The sequence below is a fragment of the Natronorubrum halobium genome, from assembly GCF_051351675.1.
In the GTDB taxonomy this organism is placed as follows: domain Archaea; phylum Halobacteriota; class Halobacteria; order Halobacteriales; family Natrialbaceae; genus Natronorubrum.
In genome coordinates, this window is sequence record NZ_CP195595.1 from 2,505,297 (window position 1) to 2,528,469 (window position 23,173).

A 23,173-nucleotide genomic window follows, 5' to 3' on the forward strand; every position below is an offset into this window, starting at 1 on the left:
CGACGCCGCGCCGCCGGTCGCCATCCCGGTGTCAGACCGCTATAACGTTCGCTGCTCACCGCTCGAACTTATAAAGTCAACCCCAGGACAACCACAAGATTAAATCTTGATAATTCATTACACAGTGAACGATGTCTCACAGTCGGAGGGAACGAGCCGAGTCGGACTCGACTACGGTCCTCTCAGCACTCGGGAACAAATACAGCGCAGAGATCCTCTGTGCTGCAGGCACACCGAAATCAGCACAGGCACTGAGCAACGATATCGAAATCCCGATCGCGACGTGTTATCGTCGCATCGAAGAACTCGTCGACGCCGGGCTGTTGACCTGCGAGGGCCGACAGCTTTCCGAAGAGGGGCGTCGGACGAACATCTATCGACGGACGCTCGACGAAATCGAAGTCGACTTCTCCGACGAGCGGCCGCAGTTCTCCCGGAAACGGCGAACTGAAGCCAAAAACAGGCTCCAGGATCAGCTCAAGGATTGACCGCACACGTCGCGACCGACGGCAGTCGGTGAACTACACGGTGGAGAGTAGTGGAGGGGGGCGAGAGCGGAGTCGGCTTCGATCGACTGCGATCGCGTCCGCTGTTTCTGACGCCGTTGTCGAACAGTTTCGGGGGTCTCGAGTGACGACAGTCCGAGACCGTGTGGCCCGTCGCTCGAGACGCGTCCAGACGTATTCGTATCAGTACGTGCGATCGCTGCGCTGAGAGCAGGTGCGACAGTGCGGCGAGTGAATCATCCTTAAGTACTCCTACGAGAATACTGGGATATGACTGAACGAGGAACGACGACCGATCGGCAGGGTGAGACCGGTACCGATCACGGTGCGAGTACGATCACCGGTACCGAGCGCGTCCTCCACGTCGGGCGAGACCGCCCGATCAGAATCAGCGCTGGGCACCGGATTCTTCACCACGACGGGAAGTGTTCTCGCCCCCACGGCCACAACTACGAGGTTGCCGTCACCGTCACCGGCGAACTGACCGAAGAGGGGTGGGTCGCCGACAAGGGCGATATTACCGACGTGATCGACGAGTGGGATCACATGTTCCTACTCGAGGCGGGCGACCCCCTCGTCGAGGCCTTCGAGGCGGCCGGCGACGACGACGGAACGATCGTCCTCGAGCATCCGCCGACGGCGGAGGTGATGAGCGTCATCCTGGAGCGAAAGCTCGAGGCCGCGCTGCCCGAGAACGTCACCGAAATCGCCGTCCAGGTCAACGAAACGAGCGAACTCTGCGGAGGGGGCGCGCTCTGAGATGCCGGTCTCCGACTCGGTCGACCGGGAGGATACGGCGGACGGGACGCGCGTTGACGACGACGGCCCGACCGACGGTCTCCCGATCAACGAACTGTTCTACTCCCTGCAGGGGGAGGGAACGCTCGCCGGCGTACCCTCGGTGTTCGTCCGGACGAGCGGCTGCAACCTCCGATGCTGGTTCTGTGACTCCTATCACACCTCCTGGGAACCGACCCACGCTTGGCTGGACCTCGAGGCGATCCTCGAGGAGATCGAGTCCCACGAACGGGCGGACCACGTCGTCCTCACCGGCGGCGAACCGATGATCCACGAGGGCTGTGTCGACCTGCTCGAGGCGCTCGAGGAGCGTGGCTATCACACCACCGTCGAGACCAACGGGACGATCTACCGCGACGCGCCGATCGATCTCGCCTCGATCAGCCCGAAACTCGAGAGCAGTACGCCGACGGCGGAGCGGGATCCACGGAGCGAGATTCCGGAGGAATCTCGGAACGATGAACGGCGACCGACGGGAGCCGCGAACCAAGGAGACGGCGGGTGGGCGGAGCGCCACGAGAACGACCGGATCGATACGGCCGCGCTCGCCCGTCTCGTCGAGGCGTACGACTTTCAACTGAAGTTCGTCGTCACCGACGACGACGATATGCCCGAAATCCTCGAGTTGCTCGCGGACCTGCGAGACGCGGCGTCCGTCCCGATCCGCGACGACGACGTCCTCCTGATGCCCGAGGGCGCGACGCGAGACCGACTCGAGAAGACCCGCGAACGAGTCGCCAAGCTAGCGATGGACCACGGCTTCCGGTACACGCCGCGACTCCACGTCGACCTCTGGAACGACGCCCCCGAGACGTGATTCGACCATGACCGACACCACACGTTCTACGACCGACGAATCGACACCGAAACGCGCCGTCGTCCTCCTCTCCGGCGGGATGGACAGCGCCACCGCCGCCTACGAGGCCCGCGACCGCGGCTACGAGATCTACGCCCTGCACACCTCCTACGGCCAGCGGACGGAGGACCGCGAACTCGAGTGCGCCCGCCGACTCGCCGACGAACTCGACGCCGCGGACTTCCTGCGGATCGAGACCGGCCACCTCTCGGCGATCGGGGCCTCGAGTCTCACCGACGACGAGATGGCCGTCGAAGATGCGGATATGGAGAGCGACGAAATTCCCACGTCGTACGTGCCGTTCCGGAACGCGAACCTGCTCTCGATGGCCGTCTCCTACGCCGAGGCCAACGACTGCGAAGCCGTGTTCATCGGCGCCCACAGCGAGGACTTCGCGGGGTATCCGGACTGCCGGCCCGAGTTCTTCGAGGCCTTCGAGCAGGTCGTCGACGTCGGGACGAAGCCCGACACCGAGATTTCGATCGCCGCGCCGTTCGTCGACTGGTCGAAGACCGACATCGCCGAGCGAGGGGTGACGCTCGAGGTCCCCTACGAACACACCTGGAGCTGTTACCGCGAGAACGAACCCGCCTGCGGCACCTGTGACTCGTGTGCGTTCCGGCTGCAGGCGTTCCAGAACGTCGGCGTTCGCGATCCAATCGACTACGTCGAGCGGCCGTCGTACGTCGACGAGGCCGGCGAGCAGTAGGTCATCCGGTGAGCAGTAGGTCGCCGTCGACCTCGCCGAAATGGTTATCATCCAATACGTCCGAATCGATAGCAATGGCCGCCTCCCTCCTCGAGTGGTTCCGCGACGACGACGACGGGTGGACGACCCCGGACGGTCGCCGCGGCGAACTCGTCGGCCTCGTGATCGGACTCCCGATATTCTGCTTCGCCGTCACGCGCGAAACGGGGCTCCCGAATCCCTTCGAGAGTCCCGGCGCCGTGCTCCTCGGAACCGCCTGCGGATTCTGCTACGCGGTGTACTGGCGCCAGCGGCTCTGCTCGCTCGTCCCCGAAGAGCTCCGGAACTTCGTCGTGGGCTCGCTTCTCAGCGGTGGCCTCGGACTCTCGCTCCTCGAGATCGTCGACCTCGCCGTCCCGACGGTGTTGTTCATTCTGGCGGCGATCGGCGCGATCCTCGCGATTTACCTCGCGTGGCTGCTCTCCCCGATGCAGGACGGACTCCGGCCACCGCGTCGCGGCGTCAGCCCGCCGCAGTCGGTGGACTCGACACCGTCGGATCGGTGATCGGCGAAACGCCGGTAACCACCCACTTCCACGCGCCTACCACGCCCGCTCGAGGATCCCTTCGATATCCTCGACCGACGGATCCAGCCCCGGCGGCGCGTTCGCCACGAGGCGGTCGGCCAGCACGTACTCGGCGACCGCGGTGAACTCGTCGGGCTCGGGTCCGTCGACGTCGCGGAGCCGCGAGGGAAGGCCGAGTCCGTCTCGAATCTCGGTGACCGCCTCGACGACCGCAGCGCCGTGGTCGGCGGCGTTGGCGACCCCGAGCGCGTTCGCGAGCATTCCCTCCCGCGTATCGACTCCCTCCCGCTCGAAGAGGTACTCGAGGACGTGCGGGACGACGACGGCGTGGGCGGCCCCCTGCTGGACGTCGTACGTGTGGGTCAGTCCGTGACCGAAGGCGTGAACGATCGAGAGCATCGATCCGCTTGGCCGCGAGATGCCGTACTGGACCAGTACGATGCCCTCGAGAACCGTCTCGAACGTGCCGATATCCCGGTCGCCGTCGCCGAACGCGCGGAGGCCGTCCTCGAGTTTCTCGAGGCCGTGTCTGGCCGTCGCATCGGTCACCGGCGTCGCGTCGGCCGCGTAGATGGCCTCGATACCCTTGTCGAACCCGTTCATCGCTGAGCCCGCGAGGATCGAGTCGGGTGTGGTCGCGACCAGTTCCGGATCGTAGATCGCCGCAGCGGGCATCAGTCCCGGATCCGAGATGCCGCCGCTGATCTCCTCGTCTACCAGCCCCGAGTCGGGGGCGGCGGTGAGACCCGCGGCCAACGAGAGATCGGCTCCGGCGAGGGTCGTCGGAACCGCGACGATCGGAACCAGTCCGTCGTCCGGGACGGTCAGCGTCCCGGTTTCGGCGAACTCTCGGGCGGCGGCCGCCGGACCGAGGTCGGCCGCCGCGAGGACGCTGACGGCCTTCGCGACGTCGAGACTGCTGCCGCCGCCGAGACTCACGAGGACGTCGGCGTCTTCGACCTCGAGTCGATCTCGACCCTCGAGAGCCGTCTTCAGGCGCTTCTTCGGCGTCGTCTCGTCGAAGACGCCGACCAGTCGGTCGCCGAGTCCCTCCCTGACAGGGTCGATCACGTCGGGCGTGCTCCCGACGGTCGAGCCACAGACGATCAGCGCGCGCTCGAGTCCCTGCGCGTCGAGTTCGGCCGCGAGGTCGTCGACGCACCCGGTACCGAATCGGATCGTCGCCGGGTCGTACTCGAAGCGAACGGACCGTTCTCGTCGATCGTCGCTCGGGTGAGGTGGAGTCATAGACGGTGGTACGGGCGGATCGGTGTTAAAAGCGAGAACTGCGGCGATCGAAGACATCTGGATGCCGACGTTCTGAGTGAACGATCGGGAACCGATCACGCTCGAGTCCCGGGCGGGATACCCGCTGGCTCGACGAGCACGTCTTTCTCGTCCGGTCAGTCCTCGACGGGGCCCGTCGAACGCCGGTAACTGGGCTTCGATCCGCTCGCGTTCGTCCTCGAGTCGTTCGAGGAGCGTCAGGCTCGAGCCCAGTCCCTCGCGGTCTTCGTCGGCCGTGAAGCCGGGATTCATCGTCGCCATCTCGAAGCGGACGCCGCCGGGTTCGCGCGTGCAGATCGACCGGAAGTACTTCCGGTCGATGATCTGCGAGGGCGAGAACCCGTGCTCGCCGTCACGTGGTGCAGTCCGGGTGTGTCCGGTGACATTGCTACCCCGTACGCGCTCGACGCGGAGACCGTTTGCTCACACTCGTCTCACCCGGGGACACGAGTGTTACGGGGATCGTTCGTCACGGGAGTGAGATCAGTTAGGACTGTCGGGTGTGGCGACTGGCCGCGTTTCGGTCCACAAAAAATCGGTCGTGCTGTCGTCTCTCGATCGCGAGTCCGACCGTCGAGTCGCGATTACTCGGCTGCGACGTCTTCTTCGTCGACGTTGACGGCGGTCGCTTCCTCTTCGGCGACTTCCTCGGGGTGGGCCTCGAGGGTCGTCTTCTGGATCTCGACGCGGCGCAGCGGGTAGATCGTCTTGGCTTCGCCGTAGATCGCCGAGGAGAGTCGGCCCTCGACGACGCTGTCGATGAGTTCCTCGAAGTCGCGTTCGGCGGCGGCCTCCTCGATCATCGCGACCATCTGCTCGCGGATGGCCTTCTCCTGGCTCGCGTCGGCCTTCTTGGTCGTGAAGGCGACGGGCTGGATCTGGACGCGGTAGTCGTCCGTCGTGAGGACGGTGACGTAGGCCTCGACCTTCGAGGCACCGCGGCGGACCAGCGAGCGCAGGTAGTCCCGCGTCAGCGAGTGTTCGACGAACTCCGTGTACGCCGAGTCGCTGCCGACGTCGTTGATCTTGAAGGTCAACTTCGTGTTGTTCTCGCTGGCGTTGTTGGTCAACTCGCCGAGCGTCGTGACGATTGTTCGGCCGTATACTTTCTCCGGTTCGTCAGCGGGGGTCTCGCCGAGTTCCTGCCGGTCGAACTGCTCCGGTGCCAGGATGGTGTACCACCGCTTTTCCTGTTTCGCTCGTGAAACTGATCGTTCACTCATTGTGTATCGTGTGTGGTGTTGCTGTCTGCGTCGGACACAGTCCCTGTGTCCAGTGGTCGTCCGCGTTGTTCGTCTCCGTTCCGCGCCGCGTGAGCGACGTCGATCGCGACCTCGAGATTGACCACGTAGTCGTCGACGTTCGAGTGGAGTCCGCCGGTCGTCTCGCGTTCGATTCGCGTGACGACGGCTCCGGCGTCGTCGCCGTCGGACTGCGTCCGATCGCTCGCGGGATCGGCTCCCTTCTCGACGCTCGTCTCCATCTCGTCGGTGTTGTCCGGGCGCAGGGCCCGGGCGACGAGTTCGGGGTCGTCGTGTGTCGTTCGAATGGTCGCGCGTCTGCTCACAGTAACTCCCTCACTGTCGCGATGATCGTCGACTCGTCCACGTCGGCGTCGTACCGCAGATAGCCGCGCCGTCGGCCGCTGTCGTAGGCGACGTCGGGGATCCCGACGTCTTCGAACTCGCGGGCGACGGCCTCGACGGTCGCGCCGAGGGGGTCGTCGCCCCGGGTCGCGACCGCGGCCTCACCGTCAGCGACGGCGAGAACGGACGGCTCCGGCGATCGGAACGCTGCGGCGATGCGGGCGACCGCGGCGACCGGCCCGTCGTCGATACCGACGACGAACAGACCGTCGTAGCGGCCGGTCGACGCGCCCTCGAGTGCCGTATGGGCTCGGCGGCCGTACTCCCGCCAGGCCGCGAGCGCCGGCTCGTGGGCATCGTGACCCATCGCGAGCGCCGCGCCCGTTCCGGGCTCCGTCCGCGCGGTCGCCTCGAGGACGTCCGCGTAGCCGCCGACCGTCGCGAACCCGTGATCGGGCGTCGCGTACGGCCGGAGTCCGCGCTGGATCGTCTCCGCGGCGACGGGGGCCGCGTCGTCGTCGCCGATCACGTCGAGTGCGACGGCCGAGCCGATCGCCCGGTGGTCGTCTCCCCCGAACGTCTCGGGGGCGTCGAGATCGACGCCGAGTCCGTCGAGTGCGTCGCGCGCTGCGTCGGTGTCGCCCGACCACGGCGCGTGCAGCCGCGTCGAGTGGGCGACGCCGTCCACCGGATCCGCGGTCGGAACCGCGAGTCCGGGTCGGCGGTCGACGAGCCCGCGTTCGCGGGCGGTCTCGAGGAGCCACTCGCTCTCGCCGGCACCCGGCTCCACGCCCGCGGCGACGAGGCCGGCGAGTGCGAGCACGGGATCCGGTGTCGCGTCGAGGTCGCGGACGAGGTCGAGCGCCGCGAGCGTGGCCGGTCGGTCGGCGGTCTCGAGGCGCGTGACCGCCGCGTCGACGGCACCGACGCCGATCGTGGCGTCGTCGGCCGCCGGCTCTCGCTCGCGGACGCGTGCCGTCCGGTCCGCGACGGTCCGTCCGACGCTCACCTGATACGGTGTCTCGCGCTCGCGGAGCGCCCTCGCGAGGAGGCCGCTCGCCGCGAGCGCGTCGCCGTCGGCTCGTGCCACGATGTGGACGAAGCCCGCACTCTCGAGTACGCTCGCGGTGGGGGCGGACGACTGCTCGGCGGAACGGCCCTCTGTGGACATCTGTGAGGTGCGGTTACTCTTCGAGGAGGTCCTTCGCGACCTCGTAGGAGTACGTGAAGTCCGGCTCGAGCTCGTTGCCTCGGTAGTAGGTGACGAGACGACGGACCTTCGATTCCGTGTTCTGTAGGGCGCGCTTGTTCTGGTAGTCCTGCTGGTTCTCCTGGATGTGCTCGCGCAGTCGAATCGCGCGTTCCATCAGGTTCTCGAGGTCCTCGGGGAGGTCCGACTTGGCGTCGTTCTCCTCGAGGATCTCGGTGAGCTTCTTCCCGGTCGCCAGCTTGACGTCCGGGATGGGCGTGCCCGTGACACCTTCGTCACGCAGCTTCATCCCGATCTGGCTGGGATCGTAGCCCTGCTCTGCCAGTTCGACGACGCGGTCTTCGATCTTGTCCGCGTCGACGTCGCTCCACTCCGGCGGTTCGTCTGCCGCTGGCTTGTCCGAACCGGACGAGCCTCGGCGGCGGGTATGCATTCGTGCCATTGGTGAGGATAGGAACCGCACTGACCGCTCGATTGTGCGATAGTCGGCCACCCGACTACCGTTGCACTTCCGCAATCCCAAGCCGTCCGAAAGAGTGGACGGCACAGTCAGATTTGCGGCCGTGCGCTTCCCACCAGCGTTTTCGCTCCAACGGACTAAAGGGTTTCTAGACGGGGCTCGATCGCCGTGCGTGTTACCGTCAGGGGTGGCTCGAGCATTTCGAGGGGTTTATCTATTCCCGAGGAAAATGGAGGAATGCGAACGAGGGCTCGTAGATCAGAGGTAGATCACTCCCTTGGCATGGGAGAGGCCCCGGGTTCAAATCCCGGCGAGTCCACTCGAAATTAACTCGTTTACAAATCACCCGACAGCGTCCGGTTTTACCGTCCTAAGTTGACGTTGAAGGGGGCAGTGAATCCGGCCACCACTCGGACTGTTGTTTGAGCGGACAATATTGCATGTGTTTGCGTGCTACTTCATTCTATCGGGGGTAACAACCGCGTGCAGGATACTACCCAAGAGCCCCAAATTATCGGCTGAGAAAATCTCCTCAAATTTGTTCCTTGTCGCTCATGAAAATACAGTATTTGAAGAGACGTGGCTGATATTCTGCGAATCAAGCATCTATTGTGGACTCACGATCGGCTGCCTTGCGTCAGCCGATCAATCGCCCAAACCGCCTAAGGATGTACCCCTGTGTATATATTTCACAAGTGTGCAACGACAATGAGCATCGCCAAGAGCGGGCGATCATGTGCTAGGGTGAGCTCAGATTGCGTAGTAGTCGTGGGAGCAACTCATCCATCAGTGAGGTAGAATAAAATTGCGCCCGGCCCCCGTTCCAGTGGATCGTATGGAGGGGTATTTTCCAGTGTAACATCTCTCTCTCAAGCGCGATCACTACCGCCAGCGTTCATCGATTGACTGCTTCATTTCTGTTCGAGCGAGTCTCATCACCGCGTTATCCGACATCAACGGATCATGACGGCGAGCCAGAGGTTGAACGCGAGGAGGATCGAGATCCCTCGTGTTGTAGCGCCGAGATCAGAAAGAGGACGAGCGTACAGAAGGCGAGTCTGCCGATCAGCATCGCGTAAATCCAGAACATTGATCTCCAGTCTCTTCTCGATCGAAAGCAAATGAAACGGTGGGGTGTCTTCCTACTGGTCGAGATATTCCTCCACGAGCGCGTACGCGTTGTGCTTCTCGATCAGCCAGCAGAGATCTTCCCCGTTAATTAGATTGATCCTGGCGTGGTTCGCGATCCGCCTGGCCGGCTGTGTGAAACGGCCGGTTGAGACGATCGTCAGCGTGTTCTCGACCTCGATGTAGCGCTCAATAGTCGAACCCGAGATCGGTCTGCTTGGATCGTACCGTTTGACCTGGATCGCGAACAACGGTAGTCTCCCGTTCGGATCGATCTCGTCAGAGACATAGATATCGACTCCACCGTCCCAGCTTCCTTGCGTTAACTGTGTCACGTACTCGTGCTTCTCCTCGTAAAATCTCGCGACGAACTCTTCGAGATCCGTCGGGGTCATACCACGGTGCAGGTCGGTCGGTCTGTATCTTGGCGACATCACTCGAACCAACGGCTCGAATGGAAATATGGTCACGTCTGAAGGCAGAGATCACACATTCCCTCAGCATTAATGGCCTCCCGACGGTCGTTCTGGAAAACACTCAAGACCCTCCCGTTTTCACCCTCGAGGTTAATTGGTATTGGGACGTTCAGCGTGAATCTGCGTAATTACCGCTTGTCTGCGTGTATATCCATATCGAAATAGCCGAGTAGCACAATTATGTTTGATTAGACATAAATTCAATCTCGTCCTATTGAGTGCGTAGATGGCACCTTTGCTTCCTTATCCTGCTGATTTTGAGCGACAATGACTGTTTGGCCAGGGCGTCATCATGATCTTCGCTTGCGCCGAAAAGGATAGCGCACCTCTGAACATTAGGAATCCGAAAGTGGTTCATATAATGTTCTCTGACTTAGAGATATGACAAATCTCATTTGCCCGATTGAGAATTGTACAGCGACCTTCGATGACGGTAATGCGCTTGCTGGTCATGTGGCTTCACGAGCTCAGAAGGATGAAGGTCATCATCAACAAAAGCAATCAAAACATCACAACCCCGAATGGTATGAGCAAAAATGTTTAGACGATAACCAGTCTAGACTGTTTTGAACTTAGTGGGTTTATTTATCGTTAGCATTGGATCAATCTCGCGTATAATCTGTCGTGAATTTGACCCAATAAACGGTACTTGATGACTGGTATTTAACCATAGCTCCAAACACACGGTTTTTTATAACGGGACCGTTCACCACTCAATCCATCGGTATCGACACCACAATTAACCGGCAATCATCCAGCAAAAGGTTTACATTCATCGAGACCGTACATTGTTCTATACAAGATGGATCCTTCTTGGGACCCATCACCGGCTTCGTTCAACGATTCACTGTCGCACTATCGCAGCAAAGTTTGAGGGGGTCTGGTGAGCAGATCCCTCGAACTTGTGGAGTCTCGAACCGACTCCTCAAAGTAAGCCCGCACCGAACTCGCGTAAGCTGAGTATCCCGCTGCCTCTGCTACTGGGGTACGATGCATTCCGAAGCCGTGATGGGGGCCCGGAACTAAGTACGGGCCAAGAGATATTGGATCACGTCGGACAACTCGTCCGTAGGTGGAGATCGATACTGCTTTTTCGGTATCAATCCATCTGTGTAGGGACGTCAGGGTGTACTCCAGAGTCTTCTCTCTACCCATCTATCGTCGTAATGGACGTAAATTGCAGATGTCTTAGACAAACACGTTGTGTACCAATGGACGTACTTTTTTGGACTGTACAGCACCGCACAGCAGGCGACTCGAGAAATATTCTAGCGAATATTTCGAGTCTTGACGAACTGTAGAAGGATGGGACGGAGGGTTGGACGGCTCCTGCCACGGAGCGTGGTAGTTTGAAGACTATCTCATCGGTTTCAACTGGATATCTGATAGAAACCGTCAAGGATGAATTCGGCTTGTTCGCGATCGAGCCCGTAGCCATGGAACGTGCCAGCATCGAGTTCGGCTTGTACGTTCTATCGTTCGTCTGGAACCGTCGCTGCGTCGATGTCGAGATGATCGCACATGTGGGTACCGACACTTCCTACTCTAGGCCGACTTCAACATCGTCAGGGCGGACACTGATCGCAATCGAAGTAGACTGTATCGAACTAGCTGACTGTCCGGTCGGAGCGTATCGGAGAGCGACTCGAGTTCGTTCACGGTCGACTGAAGCGCGACCGACGACAATGTTGCACACTGTTATGTCGTACTCCCCGCAGTTGACACAGTAGTATTTTTGTGTGATCCAACGAATCCTACTCAAGGAGGCAGGCCTGTCAACGAGAGCTCTGTCGGTCTGAAGGAGAGTTCGATCGTCACCGGCCGGCGGACGACACCGTCCAGAAGTGGGATCCCAGTCTGGGTGTAACCCGATCGATGTCTGGTCACGGTGTAACCGTTCACAAAGGACGTTATAGAACGGTTCGCATACCTTCTTCGTGACTACTCGACGAATAATAAGTACAGGGGAAGGAATGTGCACTCATCGGAAGCGAACGAAGTGCGCGAGCGGGCGGACGACCGACCCGTAGGGAGGAAGGAGTGCTTTTCATCGAAGCTAAGCGGGATCTTCGCTCCCGTGAGGTCCGAGAGAGCTCCGCTCTCACGAGATTTGTCGAGGGCCAGCTTTGCTAGCTCGCAGAGTAAAAGTTCGTTGTGCAGACAAAATTGGCGGGCTAAAATGACAAGAGACCGCCAAAAACTGAACAAGACGATAGACACCTTATTCCCGCAAATAGGATCGGACCAGTGTCGCGTTTGTGACGAGTCGGTTGTCGACGGTCGCTGAAACTACTGGTCGTCCCGATTCCGGGAGATTGCCAACGGCGTACGGCGGATGTTCATCTGGAATACTGTTCTTGACCAGGTTCTTGAGCAACATTGTGTTCTAATCCCTTTCGTGGGCGCGATTACGTTGTGACTGAGCAGCGTGTCTTCGTCGAAGGGACGATGTACCAGTTTCAATCCTGTTCGTGGGCGCTATTGTGACAAGACACGGACGTCCAGGCGCTGCGCGAGCTCGCGGTGTTTCAATCCCGTTCGTGGGCGCTATTACGTTGTGACCGAGCGACCACGGTGATTGGGTCGGCAAATGCATGTTTCAATCCCGTTCGTGGGCGCTATTACGTTGTGACGACCGCGAGTGGCATGCGGTCCGCACGGAACTGCCGTTTCAATCCCGTTTGTGGGCGCTATTACGTTGTGACAGGTATCGTTTTCGACAGTGACGGGAATACGTTCGTGGTTTCAATCCCGTTTGTGGGCGCTATTACGTTGTGACAAGCGAGATGGTTCGGCGAGACCAGATCCGAATCGTGGTTTCAATCCCGTTTGTGGGCGCTATTACGTTGTGACGGCGCCCTCTTGAGTGCCGCCCAACAGCATCCGATTGTTTCAATCCCGTTTGTGGGCGCTATTACGTTGTGACCCGAACTGATGCGACAGGCGGTCATCAGCATCGACGTTTCAATCCCGTTTGTGGGCGCTATTACGTTGTGACGTGGTGTGTTTGCGTCCGTCATAGAGCAATAACACCGTTTCAATCCCGTTTGTGGGCGCTATTACGTTGTGACTTTGACAGGTCGTGGGCCAAAGCCCAGACCCAAGGGTTTCAATCCCGTTTGTGGGCGCTATTACGTTGTGACAGGGGGTGGAAAGCCTAGGAACTCCCCTATAGAGCGATGTGGATCCGTCAATGGAAACACTTCTTTCGTGGACCCCTGCTGTACAGAGTGTTGATGTGGGTCGATGAAAAGCGTTGTTGCCCGACGTTACTGCTGACCATCTCTGATTCTCGTTCTCTAACCACTAATAATATAGTGTACCGAGACAACACTTCCAGTGTGCTTTGGTTATCATCAACGGAGGTGTTGGTAGATCCGCCTGTATATTAGTGCTGACAGTGGGAGTAATCCACGGTTCCACCTCCCCTGGAACTATCATTTGAGTATGCAGTCGTTCATTTACGACGCACTCAACAAATACGAATCAGAATTTGCGACGGAGCTGCACCAACTCCCACACGCGCCTCCATTCGTATTCAGCGAGTTCGTACAGACAGGACCGTACCAAGCCAACGAAGATGGCCTTACGTGCGAACGCGGATACTGGGTCATCAATAGTGATCGAAAGACGATTATCGACGCTGTAGCAAACCATGCTCGCCATAACGAGGTTCAGCTAGGGCACACGGAGGTCCCTATTGAAGGAGTTGATTTAGAGGCCGTTGAAACAGAGATTCGAGCGAAATATCGGGCCATGAGCCCGGTATATGTGAGTCAGTATGAGGATGACGAGCGTGTCGATCTCCATCCTGATGACGGAATGTGGTTCGCTCAAGTAAGAGATAACGTTCGAGATCGCATGGAAGCCAACTGGGGAGAAACCCCAGACGAACTCATTATCGAGGACATCCATTGGTTCAAGACATCGCGCCTCCGTACCAGCGGAGATGGGTGGGCAACTGGAACTCGTATGGAGCTCACGCTCCGGACAGATCCACGAACCAGTGAGTTCATTCAGACGATGGGGCTGGGTGAGCGAACCGGCCTTGGTTTTGGCTGCGTGATGCCAGTCAATCAGATTCCCGAGAGGTGGCGATAGTGGGCAATCAACTCACCCTTGATGAGATTTCCGCTGGTGAGACGATTAACACAGATCAGACAGTTCTGTTTCGACTGACAAGCGATCCATTCGTCAACGAAGCGGTCGCCGATCTCGCCCAGAAACTCAACTTGATGGGCAACAAGCAAGTCTCGGTCTATCCGGATTGCATCGAAGCTCTTGACGAAGCAGATCTCAATGATGTGCTTTCCGATCTGAAATCACATATCGAGGACCGGATAAAGCATACCCACCGTCGATCAGCTCGAGCCCTCGCGGTCAACCGAGCACTCGATGAACTCGGCGCACCGGATGATGACGATCGGCGAATTGACAAGCCACGGACTCCGTACCCAGATGAGCAACTAACAGTCTACGAAAACGACTATATCGACGAACAAACGCTTGACGATGTTGGAATTGATGTCGACCTTGTCGAAGATGTACTCGGTCGTAGTCTGAGCGGTGGCGGTGCTGCATTTATTCTTTCGCCAGAGTACGTCGGCAATCCAAGCAGTCGGTCGGGGCCAAAACAGATCGACCGCTTCGAGCGATACTTCGCTACGTTCGAAGCCAGTCTTCTCGGAAATCATGAACTCGCTAAAGGCGACCATCCTTGCATGATCTGCGGATCCGAAACGATACCGACGTACAAAGGCGTCAAGAATAAGAATCTAGAATATAATCAGAGTTTCAATATATTCGCGTCTACTACTGGTGATGCAACCCCCTTGGGACAGAAGTCACGAAAAGACAAGCACCGTGGCCGATGTGCAGCCTGCCTTGTAGCTGGATTCTACTATATGTCAATGCCGAAAGTCGTACGACAAACGGCTATCGATGGGAACAATGCCCGCCTCTTTGCACCGGTCGGTGATCTCGAGACGCTCTACACCATCCGTGGAGACCTAAACCGTGTATTAGAGGATATGACCGATTCCACCGGCGAGAAGCGGTCTCGGAAGCGAACACTTGGGCAGTTGTTCACCGAGTCCGCTGGGTTGCAGACGCTTGATTTCTACGAAGAGGTCTTACGAGAGGTCAATACTCAGCAAGAGAACCCATTCGAAGAGATCGAGCGCCGACCAACAGCCCTGACTCACTTTGTCAGTGAAGTCGGTCAAACCCGAACGATCGACTCGATGCAAGAGGTGGAACCGGGTGAATGGGCATACTCTGCCGTTGAAGAACGGTCTATTGAAGATAACGACACGTACTGGCCGGTACGCGACGTGCTACTATGGTTCGCCAGTACGACTGACGGCAGTTCAGGACTCGTTGATTTCAAGGACGATATTGGATTTGGCATCCTCGAGAAGCGACTCGAGTTACTCGAACGCGGAACGTTTGAGATCTCGAAAGCAGTGATCCGTGGCGACGCGGGCGCTAGGTACATACCACGGATGCAGTACGTAAGCGACTACTTCACTACCATCATGCAAAACATGACAGAAGACGCTGAGATCGATTCAGAGAGTATCGAGAGCATCAAACAAGTCGCCTCAAATATTGGCCGACTGTTCCACGGTGGGAACGATATTGGGGTGCTCATCCAGCTACAGAACGCCGGCACTCCCGAACAGTTCCTACAATCGTTTGAAAAGGCAGCTATGCAGGCTCAGAAGAAGTCACTCGAGAACAATCAGAGTGACAGCTGGGTAGCATCGAAAGACGATGATGTAGAGCGAGTACTTAACCTGATAACCGACAAATCGACCTTCGACCCAACAAAACGCATGTTCGTTATTCACGCTTCCTTGGCTGCACAGTACGAGAACGTCGTCAACAGCACCGAAGGTGATGACGATGAGTGAGATTGCCCAGATCGGGATCGCCCACTTGACTCACGTCGATCTCGGTAACCACAACGCTGGAGAGGGAGGGAGTCAGCTGTCGGATCTCAAAAAGATAGGGAACCAGCCATATATTAGCGGACAGGCGTACCGGCATGCAATCAAAGACGCTCTGAAAGCCCAGACAGCAGAAGGGGTTGATTGCCATGCTGCACACCAGTGTGGGAGAATCAGCGAGTGCAAGCTCTGTGACCTCTTCGGGTACATGAACCCAGAGGAGTTAGATGATACCGACGATATCCCAGTTAACCGAGTGTCGCCACTACGAGCGACGCCACTCGTTGGTCAGTACGATCAGCCGGTAACGACAGATATGATTCTCCAGTACGATCCTGGTGTCGATGCTGAGAGTGTCACAGATTCGGATCACAATATCGGATATCGAGAAATGACAGAAAACGTATTCCGTGGTGCACTCGCTATTGATGTTCCTGCGATCGGTCAACGCGAAATCGAGAGTGTCGAAGAGACCGATGATGGGGTCCGAGCAAGGCGAGAACTCACTAACGAACTTGACGATAATGACAATGGCGACGACCGTAAAGACCGCATAGAGGAACTCCTGACGGCTATCCAGAATACCTCGAATCTCGCCGGCCAAGCGAGGCATATGGCAGACTTCATGCCAGATTTCCTAATAGCGTCAACCCAACCCGTCTACAACCAGCGCGTCTCTAATGCGATCAGGACCGATCCCGAAACCGGTGAAGTCGACCCCTCGACACTCGAGAGCGTTCTCAAGGACTTGATCGCCCTCGAGGCGGACGTGTGGGTTGCAGGCACGCGAAACCCATCAGTGATGAACAATTGGGATGAAGTGATGGATGTCGCCGAATCCGTTGACGGCGTTGAAACTCAAGACTCCGTGGTAGCGACATTTGACACGCTCAAGAGCCACGTCAAAAAGAATCTGTAGTATGAGTGACCAAGTCCTCCGGGCAACACTGGATGTCCCGTTTGAGTGTGCGTTCGCCAAATCCGGAGCGATGAACGGCATTCCGTCATACAGGGTACCACCAATCCCTACGCTGCAAGGGGTCGTGTACGCTGCACTCGGTCGTCCCTCGATCATCGGTTCGACTCGAGAAGATCGTGGAAACGAACCAGAAGCAGAATTTCGAGCACAGATACAGGAGGAATGTCGGTTTGGCGTGCGTATCGTTGATCCGCCGGAACGTCACCGTGACCTGCGATCCCGAATGAAGCGCTCGAAAACAGGGAACGTGTCCGATCAGGGTGTTTATGAATCGACACCGACACAGGTGGAATCCCTGATCAAGCCGACCTATAAAATGTATATCGGTGGACCAGAACACTACCTGAGTACGTTCGAGAAGGCGCTCAAGGACCCCGAGCGGTTGCTCTATCTAGGGCGATCAGACGACCTTGTTGATATCTGCGAAGTGTCGATCGACCCGATTGAACGAGTCGATGAACCAGCAACAGTTGATTGTGTGATCCCCGAAGCTGGTGACGACCCCGAGCTCCTACCGGTTGAACCGGATTACCTTGGCTATCGAAATGTCCCGAAGCCAGCACGTGTCGAGACAGTATCGGTAACCGGGGGCGACGTCGACCACTACTACGAAACACCAGACGGGGAGCGATTCGTCTATGTCCTATAACGAAATCCTCGCGAAGAAATCACCAGCCGTCTCTTTTATTGATCATAGCCGATCAGTCGCAGAACACGCTAGTCTATTCGCGAACCAGGAATTGCTTTCACAGCGGTTAGATGCGGTTGGAATGCAGATTTCTGGAGACCGTCTGGCGGAGCTTGTCGAGATGGGTGCCTGGTTACACGATACGGGAAAAGTACATCCTGATTGGCAAGCATGGATCCACGGTGATAGAGCGGAGAAACCGAATCACAGCGCCCGGAGTGCAAGGTACACGCTCGAGTTTGCCCGCAATCGCGATTTGCCACTGACTGAAACGATGGCGCTGACGATTGCTGTTCTTCACCACCACACTGCGCTCACACGGGACCATATGACACCAGAAACGGTAGGGAATGACTCGAGGGTAATCGGTGACCCAGCTGAACAGTGGATAGATACTCTCTCATCGGTCGAAAGTAGTGAGTTTGCGTACCCACCACTCTCGTTGACTGGAGAGGCCAGCAAGGAATTCGAACGCTTTCTGACCTATACACGACAGCAGTTACACGATGACCAAACAGAGTACCAGCGTGTTGGCACATTAGGAACGGTGATTCGGTCGGTTCTAATTCAGGCAGATCACTACGCGAGTGCGAGTGCAACGGGCACCGAGATCGGCGTTCCCAAGCAGTTGCACGCCGACGATATCTCATTATTTGACTCTCTCCGCCCATACCAGCAAACAATCGATTCAGCAATCGACGCGCCACTAGTGGGTTTAGCGGGATGTGGTGAAGGCAAGACACATTCTGCTCTCCAGTGGGGTCGCGAGCTCGCAGCACAAGGTGAAATTGATCGACTAGTGTTCGCGATGCCGACTCAAGTGACGACCAACAATCTCCTCCTATCGATTACTGACGACACCGAAGAAAGTGGTATACAGTCAGATCACGCATCACTGTACCACTCGGCGAGCGAGACGTTTTTAGAGAGCGAAGCCGGGTCAGAGCGGTGGGATACATCCGACCCTATGCTCGAGGAGCGGTCTCGACGCTGGTTTCAAAATCCAGTCACTGTTTCGACTGTTGATCATGTTCTTAGCACGCTTATCAACGGCTATCAGTGGTCATCAATTGCGAAAGGAAATCTCTATCGGGCAGGGATCGTCTTCGACGAGATTCATGCCTACGATATGCAATTAACTGGGCATCTTCTCGGAGCGCTGCGGAAGCTAGAAGAGTACGACATTCCGTGGTACGTAATGACCGCTACGCTTCCATCGTCTATTCAGAACACAGCTGCCATCTCTGGAGCGACAACGGTTCGAAGTGATGGTCGCCTCGCAGCTGATCAACCACCTCGAGAACCATTTGTTGTAGATGTCTCTGAGCGTGAGCTCACTGCTGATCGCGCTCTCGAAGTCGCTGATAAGACGGATGCGAAGAAAGTGATGGTTGTCAAGAACACTGTTGCTTCAGCTCGCGATCTTGCGATGCAACTCCGAGCTGCCGGCGAGACAGTAACATACTATAGTAGTGAGTTCATCCGTTCACACCGTCAAAAGAAAGAAGAAGACATTCGAGAAGGGTTTGGCGTCAACGCTACTGTCTCTGGTGATCGCGAGTTTTTGGTCTCGACACAGGTCTGCGAGATTAGTTTGGATCTCTCAGCCGACCTTTTGTTGACCGACGTCGCACCGATTGATGCGATACTTCAGCGAGCTGGGCGACTCCATCGATCTGGTGTAAAACCAACCTCAGAAGATTGCCGTTCAATAACGGACTGTTCGCAGTGCAAGGGTCTCGAGAATCACCAGTACGAATGCCGAGTCTATGCGCCACTTAACAACGCTAAGTCATGGTATCCCTACGCTGAAAATTGCGATTCAGACGAATGGAAGTTACTCGAGAGAACAGCGACAGTTCTCGGAGGGGCAGGAACGTACCGTTTTGATCGGGCCCAAGAGTGGATCGAGAAGGTATACAACGGGTTCGAACCCGAGTACAATACAGCAACAATCCGAACGGCAATCAGCGAGGATTGGCTGTTTGGACCCCATCGTCCTGTTGCGGAGGATTCCGGCGGAACGGACAATATTGCACTCCGATCGATATCGTCCTACAGAGTACCCGTACTGGCAGCCAGCTACACTGAACCAGATGGAAAGACGTGGTCGCCTGAGGAAAGATGGGAGGAAGAGCACACCTGTTCCCGACCACAGTGTTCTGTGACAGCGACCGATACGACGTGTCGGTATGATCTCTGGAAGTTTATTCAGGACTATGCTATCGAGATTCCCGCATGGTGGATTCGTGACGGTCTTAATACAGAAACGTTCCCCGAGAGCAAGGACGAGATGCCGATATCGAAAGCGAAGGTCGCTTACTTCTATGATCGGGGTATTCTGCGAGAGTAAGGATTTTCATGGACCCACTTGAATGATGTGTACGGCAGGGGTCCACGAAGCCCGAGATTCAATCGGCATCTCGAGAAGCCAAAAGATGGTCTATCCCCCGATTTCAACCCCCCGTCACAACGTAATAGCGCCCGAGGATGGGATTGAAACTTCGAACAACTGCCTCACATCCCGGTCGAAGTCCGCCGTCACAACGTAATAGCGCCCGAGGATGGGATTGAAACGGTGCTGGTAGTCTTCAGATCCACAGTCCCCACAGGGTCACAACGTAATAGCGCCCGAGGATGGGATTGAAACCCGACCTGATCGACGACCTCCAGTTTTACGTCAGCCAGGTCACAACGTAATAGCGCCCGAGGATGGGATTGAAACCAGTCCTCAACATCAACTACGTCGACCGGTTCACGAGTCACAACGTAATAGCGCCCGAGGATGGGATTGAAACTAGCCGCTACTCTGTGAGGCGTCGATCTGGTCGTAATGTCACAACGTAATAGCGCCCGAGGATGGGATTGAAACAGCTAATTGTATTCAGAGATCCCCGACTTGCTGAACACGTCACAACGTAATAGCGCCCGAGGATGGGATTGAAACGTCGGTTTCGGTCGGCGTCCAGCTCGGGCGATCGGGTCACAACGTAATAGCGCCCGAGGATGGGATTGAAACGCCCCGGCCGAGCACCACAGGCCCGCGCCGATGGCGGTCACAACGTAATAGCGCCCGAGGATGGGATTGAAACTTGAACGCTCCACACTTGAAGAGAAATATCAGAAGGTCACAACGTAATAGCGCCCGAGGATGGGATTGAAACTTCTCGTTGATCGCGTTCGTGCTGACGAGCCCGGAGGTCACAACGTAATAGCGCCCGAGGATGGGATTGAAACCAGTATTCCAATTGCCAAGGAAGCGTTACTGGCCCTGTCACAACGTAATAGCGCCCGAGGATGGGATTGAAACTCGCACCAAGTCACACGCACACAATCACCCACCAGTTGGTCACAACGTAATAGCGCCCGAAGATGGGATTGAAACTCTGCACCCTCGGTCAGCATCACCGACGTCTTCTGTCGTCACAACGTAATAGCGCCCGAGGATGGGATTGAAACTCAACCCAATGACCACGACCGACCCCAACCACGACCCGGTCACAACGTAATAGCGCCCGAGGATGGGATTGAAACTACGTCCGCCGCTTCGGTGGCTGGCCCGACGCCAAAGGTCACAACGTAATAGCGCCCGAGGATGGGATTGAAACGAGATAGGTGGGGAGACGTTCGTGGTCTCTGTCGATGTCACAACGTAATAGCGCCCGAGGATGGGATTGAAACTACCACGGACGCTCGGACTTCTGGGGTTGTACTGTACGTCACAACGTAATAGCGCCCGGGGATAGGATTGAAACTTAACTTCGGCGGTGGAATAATTATTCAGTTGTACACTACCATTTTGCTCACTGGAATACAGACGCTGTTGCTAATTTGCCTGTCGTGGATAACCGAGACATTTACATTCGTCAAAGCAGTAGACACTATTGTTGAAGACACTCTTGTAACGAAGAGGGTGTGTCGGAATGTCGCATGTTTGCCCGTAGCCAATCAATCCATAGTGCACCCGACAGAGTGACACCTCTGTCTATCCGGATAAGGTTCATTGTGGTACTAATTCCAGAACAGGTGGACGCTAGTCTGCCTTTTTTGATTATTTGGTTGGGGCACATGCCACAAAATAATGTCAATTAGAAACACAACTAATCCAGTCCCTTCACACTGGAGCTACAGAACCTTCTTACGCGAACCAGCACATCCGTTGGATGATAATCGAGTATCAATCAATACCCAAATCAATCCAGAGAACTCCTCTGAGACCTACAGGCGAGCGGATTTGTCTTTTGATAGAGGAGAGTGGCAGGCTTGGGATCACAATGAAGATGTCCAAAGCGATGGGTACCTGTCAAGCACTCGGACGACGTTCTACGTCAACGATCTTTCTGAGATGAATTTGAGGAGTCAGAAGAAACACGATCGACTCTGGAAGTTCCAGATGGGTCGTGGGCATACCTGGGAAGACGATCCAGATCGAAAGAAAATCGTAGAGAACGAGGCGACCATCAAACTATGCGATTCGCTTCTCCAGCTTTGTGAGACGCCTAGGTGGGCACGAAAGATCGCCTTGTCTAAAGTACACAACATGTCCCTAAACGGGTTCAATAAGCACTACAAAGGCATCAACGGTGCCTGTTTCGGCTTCGCTTTGTTAGCGATGTGTGATGGTCCCGAAGAAGCTAAAGAAAACTTAGTGGCAAAGCGGGCTGCAACCCAGTTACCGCTGGAGGGGTTCAACCGAGAATTCATAGATAGTCTAATCGACTACGTGTTTCGAAAATACGGGGATAACAAATAATGTCTTCTTCGACTAACCAGCAAGGAGAACACGCGTGGGGGGACATCCCCGAACCCCTCCGTAAACGAAATCAGTGGATCGTCACGAAAGAGAAGGGGCCAATCAAGCCTACTCATGGATGGCAGCATTCCGACAACCAGCTGTCGTTCAAGGAAGCCTGTACTGTAGCTACAAGTCACGATGGAGAGCCAGCCTTCGCACTTCGTGCAGAGGACCCATATGTTATCCTCGACTTTGATCACGTCCGACAGTCTGTAGGAGGTCATATTACTGAGGAGCTCGCTGTAATCCTCGATCGGCTTAATACCTATTCCGAGAGCAGTCGTTCCGGAGAAGGCCTCCATACGGTCTGTATCGGTTCACTGCTTCCAGGCCGTACTGGACAGGCAAAACTCGAAGAAAGGGGGAAAATGGAAGTGTTCGACTCCGGACAGTATGTGGTCCTAACTGGCGACCAAATCGGATCGTACAATTCGATCAGGGATTTCAACACGGAGGAAATCAGCAAAGGTAACCCTCTACTGGATGTCCAGCGAGAGTATCTACCGAAACGGACTGAGCCAATAAAAAAGGATCCCGAGGTAAGTGAGTTCGATCTTGAGAGTGTCTCAGACCAGTCGATCAATCTCGCACCTGAACAGATCAAACGCACGCTCGAAGAGTACGCAAAAAGTGGTAGTCAGGAAGCTAAGCGGGCACTCAGCCGATGGATGTCGCCATCAGGTTCCGATCGTGAGTTCCCCTCTGGTTCAGAGGCAGATCTGGGATTCGTCTCCGATCTCGCGTTCTGGTGCGAAGAGGACGTTCATCTAATCGACCAGTGCTTTCGTCGGTCTCGACGAATGCGAGGAAAGTGGGATGAAGTTCACTATACTAATGGCCGAACCTACGGTGATGCAACTATCCAAGTGGCTATCCGATCGAACTACGATACGTTCTCGGGCCATCACGTGAGGACCAATTAATACACATATTGAGTTACCTCCACAGTTAGTCCATGTTTTTTATTCCCCCCTCATCGAGAGACGGAGCGAGCATACTATCAGCGCTGACTGTCTCTCAATCGCGTCTGACGTGGTTGCCAGCATCCTGCGAGTACTTTCGTCGACCTTGATTTCGCTTTGTTTGTGCGACGACATTGTCGTTGGACGAGAATGAGCTTGATCAGCGCGAAGCCAAGTGGGTAACGGAGCGGTGATCAAATCTACCGATACTGATCA

18 protein-coding genes, 1 tRNA gene, 1 pseudogene and 2 CRISPR repeat arrays are annotated in these 23,173 nt (G+C 56.7%); of the genes and pseudogenes, 13 read left to right on the forward strand and 7 right to left on the reverse strand.

What is annotated here, in order from left to right; genetic code table 11:
- The first annotated feature begins 131 nt into the window (after positions 1-131).
- From ACSFC7_RS12410 to ACSFC7_RS12430, 5 genes are all read left to right on the forward strand, one after another.
- The gene (locus ACSFC7_RS12410) at positions 132-488 is read left to right on the forward strand and encodes a helix-turn-helix domain-containing protein (RefSeq protein WP_436343075.1); all 357 of its coding nucleotides are present in this window, start codon (positions 132-134) and stop codon (positions 486-488) included.
- A gap of 288 nt (positions 489-776) precedes the next feature.
- Positions 777-1,265 (forward strand): 6-pyruvoyl trahydropterin synthase family protein, encoded by a 489-nt coding sequence (locus tag ACSFC7_RS12415; RefSeq protein ID WP_436343076.1) that lies wholly within the window; start codon positions 777-779, stop codon positions 1,263-1,265.
- Between the two features lies 1 nt (position 1,266).
- Positions 1,267-2,121 carry a 7-carboxy-7-deazaguanine synthase QueE gene (locus ACSFC7_RS12420; protein WP_436343077.1) on the forward strand — a complete coding sequence of 285 codons (855 nt, stop codon included), beginning with the start codon at positions 1,267-1,269 and terminating at the stop codon, positions 2,119-2,121.
- Between the two features lie 7 nt (positions 2,122-2,128).
- On the forward strand, positions 2,129-2,869 hold the full coding sequence (gene queC, locus ACSFC7_RS12425) for a 7-cyano-7-deazaguanine synthase QueC (RefSeq protein ID WP_436343078.1): 741 nt from the start codon (positions 2,129-2,131) through the stop codon (positions 2,867-2,869).
- 74 nt (positions 2,870-2,943) lie between these two features.
- The gene (locus ACSFC7_RS12430; RefSeq protein ID WP_436343079.1) at positions 2,944-3,414 is read left to right on the forward strand and encodes a hypothetical protein; all 471 of its coding nucleotides are present in this window, start codon (positions 2,944-2,946) and stop codon (positions 3,412-3,414) included.
- Between the two features lie 36 nt (positions 3,415-3,450).
- Here the strand turns inward: ACSFC7_RS12430 and ACSFC7_RS12435 are convergent, their stop codons facing one another.
- From ACSFC7_RS12435 to ACSFC7_RS12460, 6 genes and pseudogenes are all read right to left on the reverse strand, one after another.
- Positions 3,451-4,683: an iron-containing alcohol dehydrogenase family protein gene (locus ACSFC7_RS12435; protein ID WP_436347953.1), complete on the reverse strand. Its 1,233-nt coding sequence runs from the start codon at positions 4,681-4,683 to the stop codon at positions 3,451-3,453.
- A 168-nt stretch (positions 4,684-4,851) separates the two neighbouring features.
- Positions 4,852-5,070, reverse strand: a pseudogene (locus tag ACSFC7_RS12440) (ring-cleaving dioxygenase); the annotation flags it as partial.
- A 236-nt stretch (positions 5,071-5,306) separates the two neighbouring features.
- The gene (locus tag ACSFC7_RS12445; RefSeq protein WP_436343080.1) at positions 5,307-5,945 is read right to left on the reverse strand and encodes a 30S ribosomal protein S3ae; all 639 of its coding nucleotides are present in this window, start codon (positions 5,943-5,945) and stop codon (positions 5,307-5,309) included.
- Entirely contained in the window at positions 5,942-6,289 is a 348-nt protein-coding gene (locus ACSFC7_RS12450; protein ID WP_436343081.1) for a KEOPS complex subunit Pcc1, read from the reverse strand. Before ACSFC7_RS12450 ends, ACSFC7_RS12445 begins: the two co-directional genes overlap by 4 nt.
- Positions 6,286-7,479, reverse strand: coding sequence for an exonuclease (locus tag ACSFC7_RS12455; protein ID WP_436343082.1), 1,194 nt, complete (start codon positions 7,477-7,479; stop codon positions 6,286-6,288). The genes ACSFC7_RS12450 and ACSFC7_RS12455 overlap by 4 nt, the downstream gene beginning before the upstream one ends.
- A gap of 13 nt (positions 7,480-7,492) precedes the next feature.
- Positions 7,493-7,960 carry a 30S ribosomal protein S15 gene (locus tag ACSFC7_RS12460; protein WP_436343083.1) on the reverse strand — a complete coding sequence of 156 codons (468 nt, stop codon included), beginning with the start codon at positions 7,958-7,960 and terminating at the stop codon, positions 7,493-7,495.
- A gap of 265 nt (positions 7,961-8,225) precedes the next feature.
- Between ACSFC7_RS12460 and ACSFC7_RS12465 the strand changes: the two genes are divergently transcribed.
- A tRNA-Ala gene (locus tag ACSFC7_RS12465) sits at positions 8,226-8,297 on the forward strand.
- Between the two features lie 823 nt (positions 8,298-9,120).
- On the opposite strand, the gene ACSFC7_RS12470 is transcribed toward ACSFC7_RS12465, so the two are convergent.
- Complete coding sequence (locus ACSFC7_RS12470; protein ID WP_436343084.1) at positions 9,121-9,501, reverse strand: restriction endonuclease; 381 nt, start codon at positions 9,499-9,501, stop codon at positions 9,121-9,123.
- A 2,606-nt stretch (positions 9,502-12,107) separates the two neighbouring features.
- A CRISPR array of direct repeats spans positions 12,108-12,725; the repeat unit is 37 nt; unit sequence GTTTCAATCCCGTTTGTGGGCGCTATTACGTTGTGAC.
- A gap of 304 nt (positions 12,726-13,029) precedes the next feature.
- On the opposite strand from ACSFC7_RS12470, the gene cas6 reads away from it, so the two are divergent.
- From cas6 to ACSFC7_RS12505, 7 genes are all read left to right on the forward strand, one after another.
- Positions 13,030-13,683 (forward strand): CRISPR-associated endoribonuclease Cas6, encoded by a 654-nt coding sequence (gene cas6, locus ACSFC7_RS12475; protein ID WP_436343085.1) that lies wholly within the window; start codon positions 13,030-13,032, stop codon positions 13,681-13,683.
- Positions 13,683-15,497, forward strand: a complete 1,815-nt coding sequence (locus tag ACSFC7_RS12480) for a hypothetical protein (RefSeq protein ID WP_436343086.1) — start codon at positions 13,683-13,685, stop codon at positions 15,495-15,497. Before cas6 ends, ACSFC7_RS12480 begins: the two co-directional genes overlap by 1 nt.
- A complete protein-coding gene (gene cas7i, locus ACSFC7_RS12485) occupies positions 15,490-16,452 on the forward strand; it encodes a type I-B CRISPR-associated protein Cas7/Cst2/DevR (protein ID WP_436343087.1) in 963 nt (320 codons plus the stop codon). Before ACSFC7_RS12480 ends, cas7i begins: the two co-directional genes overlap by 8 nt.
- Before the next feature lies 1 nt (position 16,453).
- Positions 16,454-17,161: a type I-E CRISPR-associated protein Cas5/CasD gene (locus ACSFC7_RS12490; RefSeq protein ID WP_436343088.1), complete on the forward strand. Its 708-nt coding sequence runs from the start codon at positions 16,454-16,456 to the stop codon at positions 17,159-17,161.
- Positions 17,151-19,553: a CRISPR-associated helicase Cas3' gene (gene cas3 / locus ACSFC7_RS12495; RefSeq protein ID WP_436343089.1), complete on the forward strand. Its 2,403-nt coding sequence runs from the start codon at positions 17,151-17,153 to the stop codon at positions 19,551-19,553. Before ACSFC7_RS12490 ends, cas3 begins: the two co-directional genes overlap by 11 nt.
- 113 nt (positions 19,554-19,666) lie before the next feature.
- A CRISPR array of direct repeats spans positions 19,667-20,955; the repeat unit is 37 nt; unit sequence GTCACAACGTAATAGCGCCCGAGGATGGGATTGAAAC.
- A 326-nt stretch (positions 20,956-21,281) separates the two neighbouring features.
- Positions 21,282-21,953 carry a hypothetical protein gene (locus ACSFC7_RS12500; RefSeq protein ID WP_436343090.1) on the forward strand — a complete coding sequence of 224 codons (672 nt, stop codon included), beginning with the start codon at positions 21,282-21,284 and terminating at the stop codon, positions 21,951-21,953.
- Positions 21,953-22,918: a phage NrS-1 polymerase family protein gene (locus ACSFC7_RS12505; protein WP_436343091.1), complete on the forward strand. Its 966-nt coding sequence runs from the start codon at positions 21,953-21,955 to the stop codon at positions 22,916-22,918. The genes ACSFC7_RS12500 and ACSFC7_RS12505 overlap by 1 nt, the downstream gene beginning before the upstream one ends.
- The last annotated feature ends 255 nt before the right edge of the window (positions 22,919-23,173 follow it).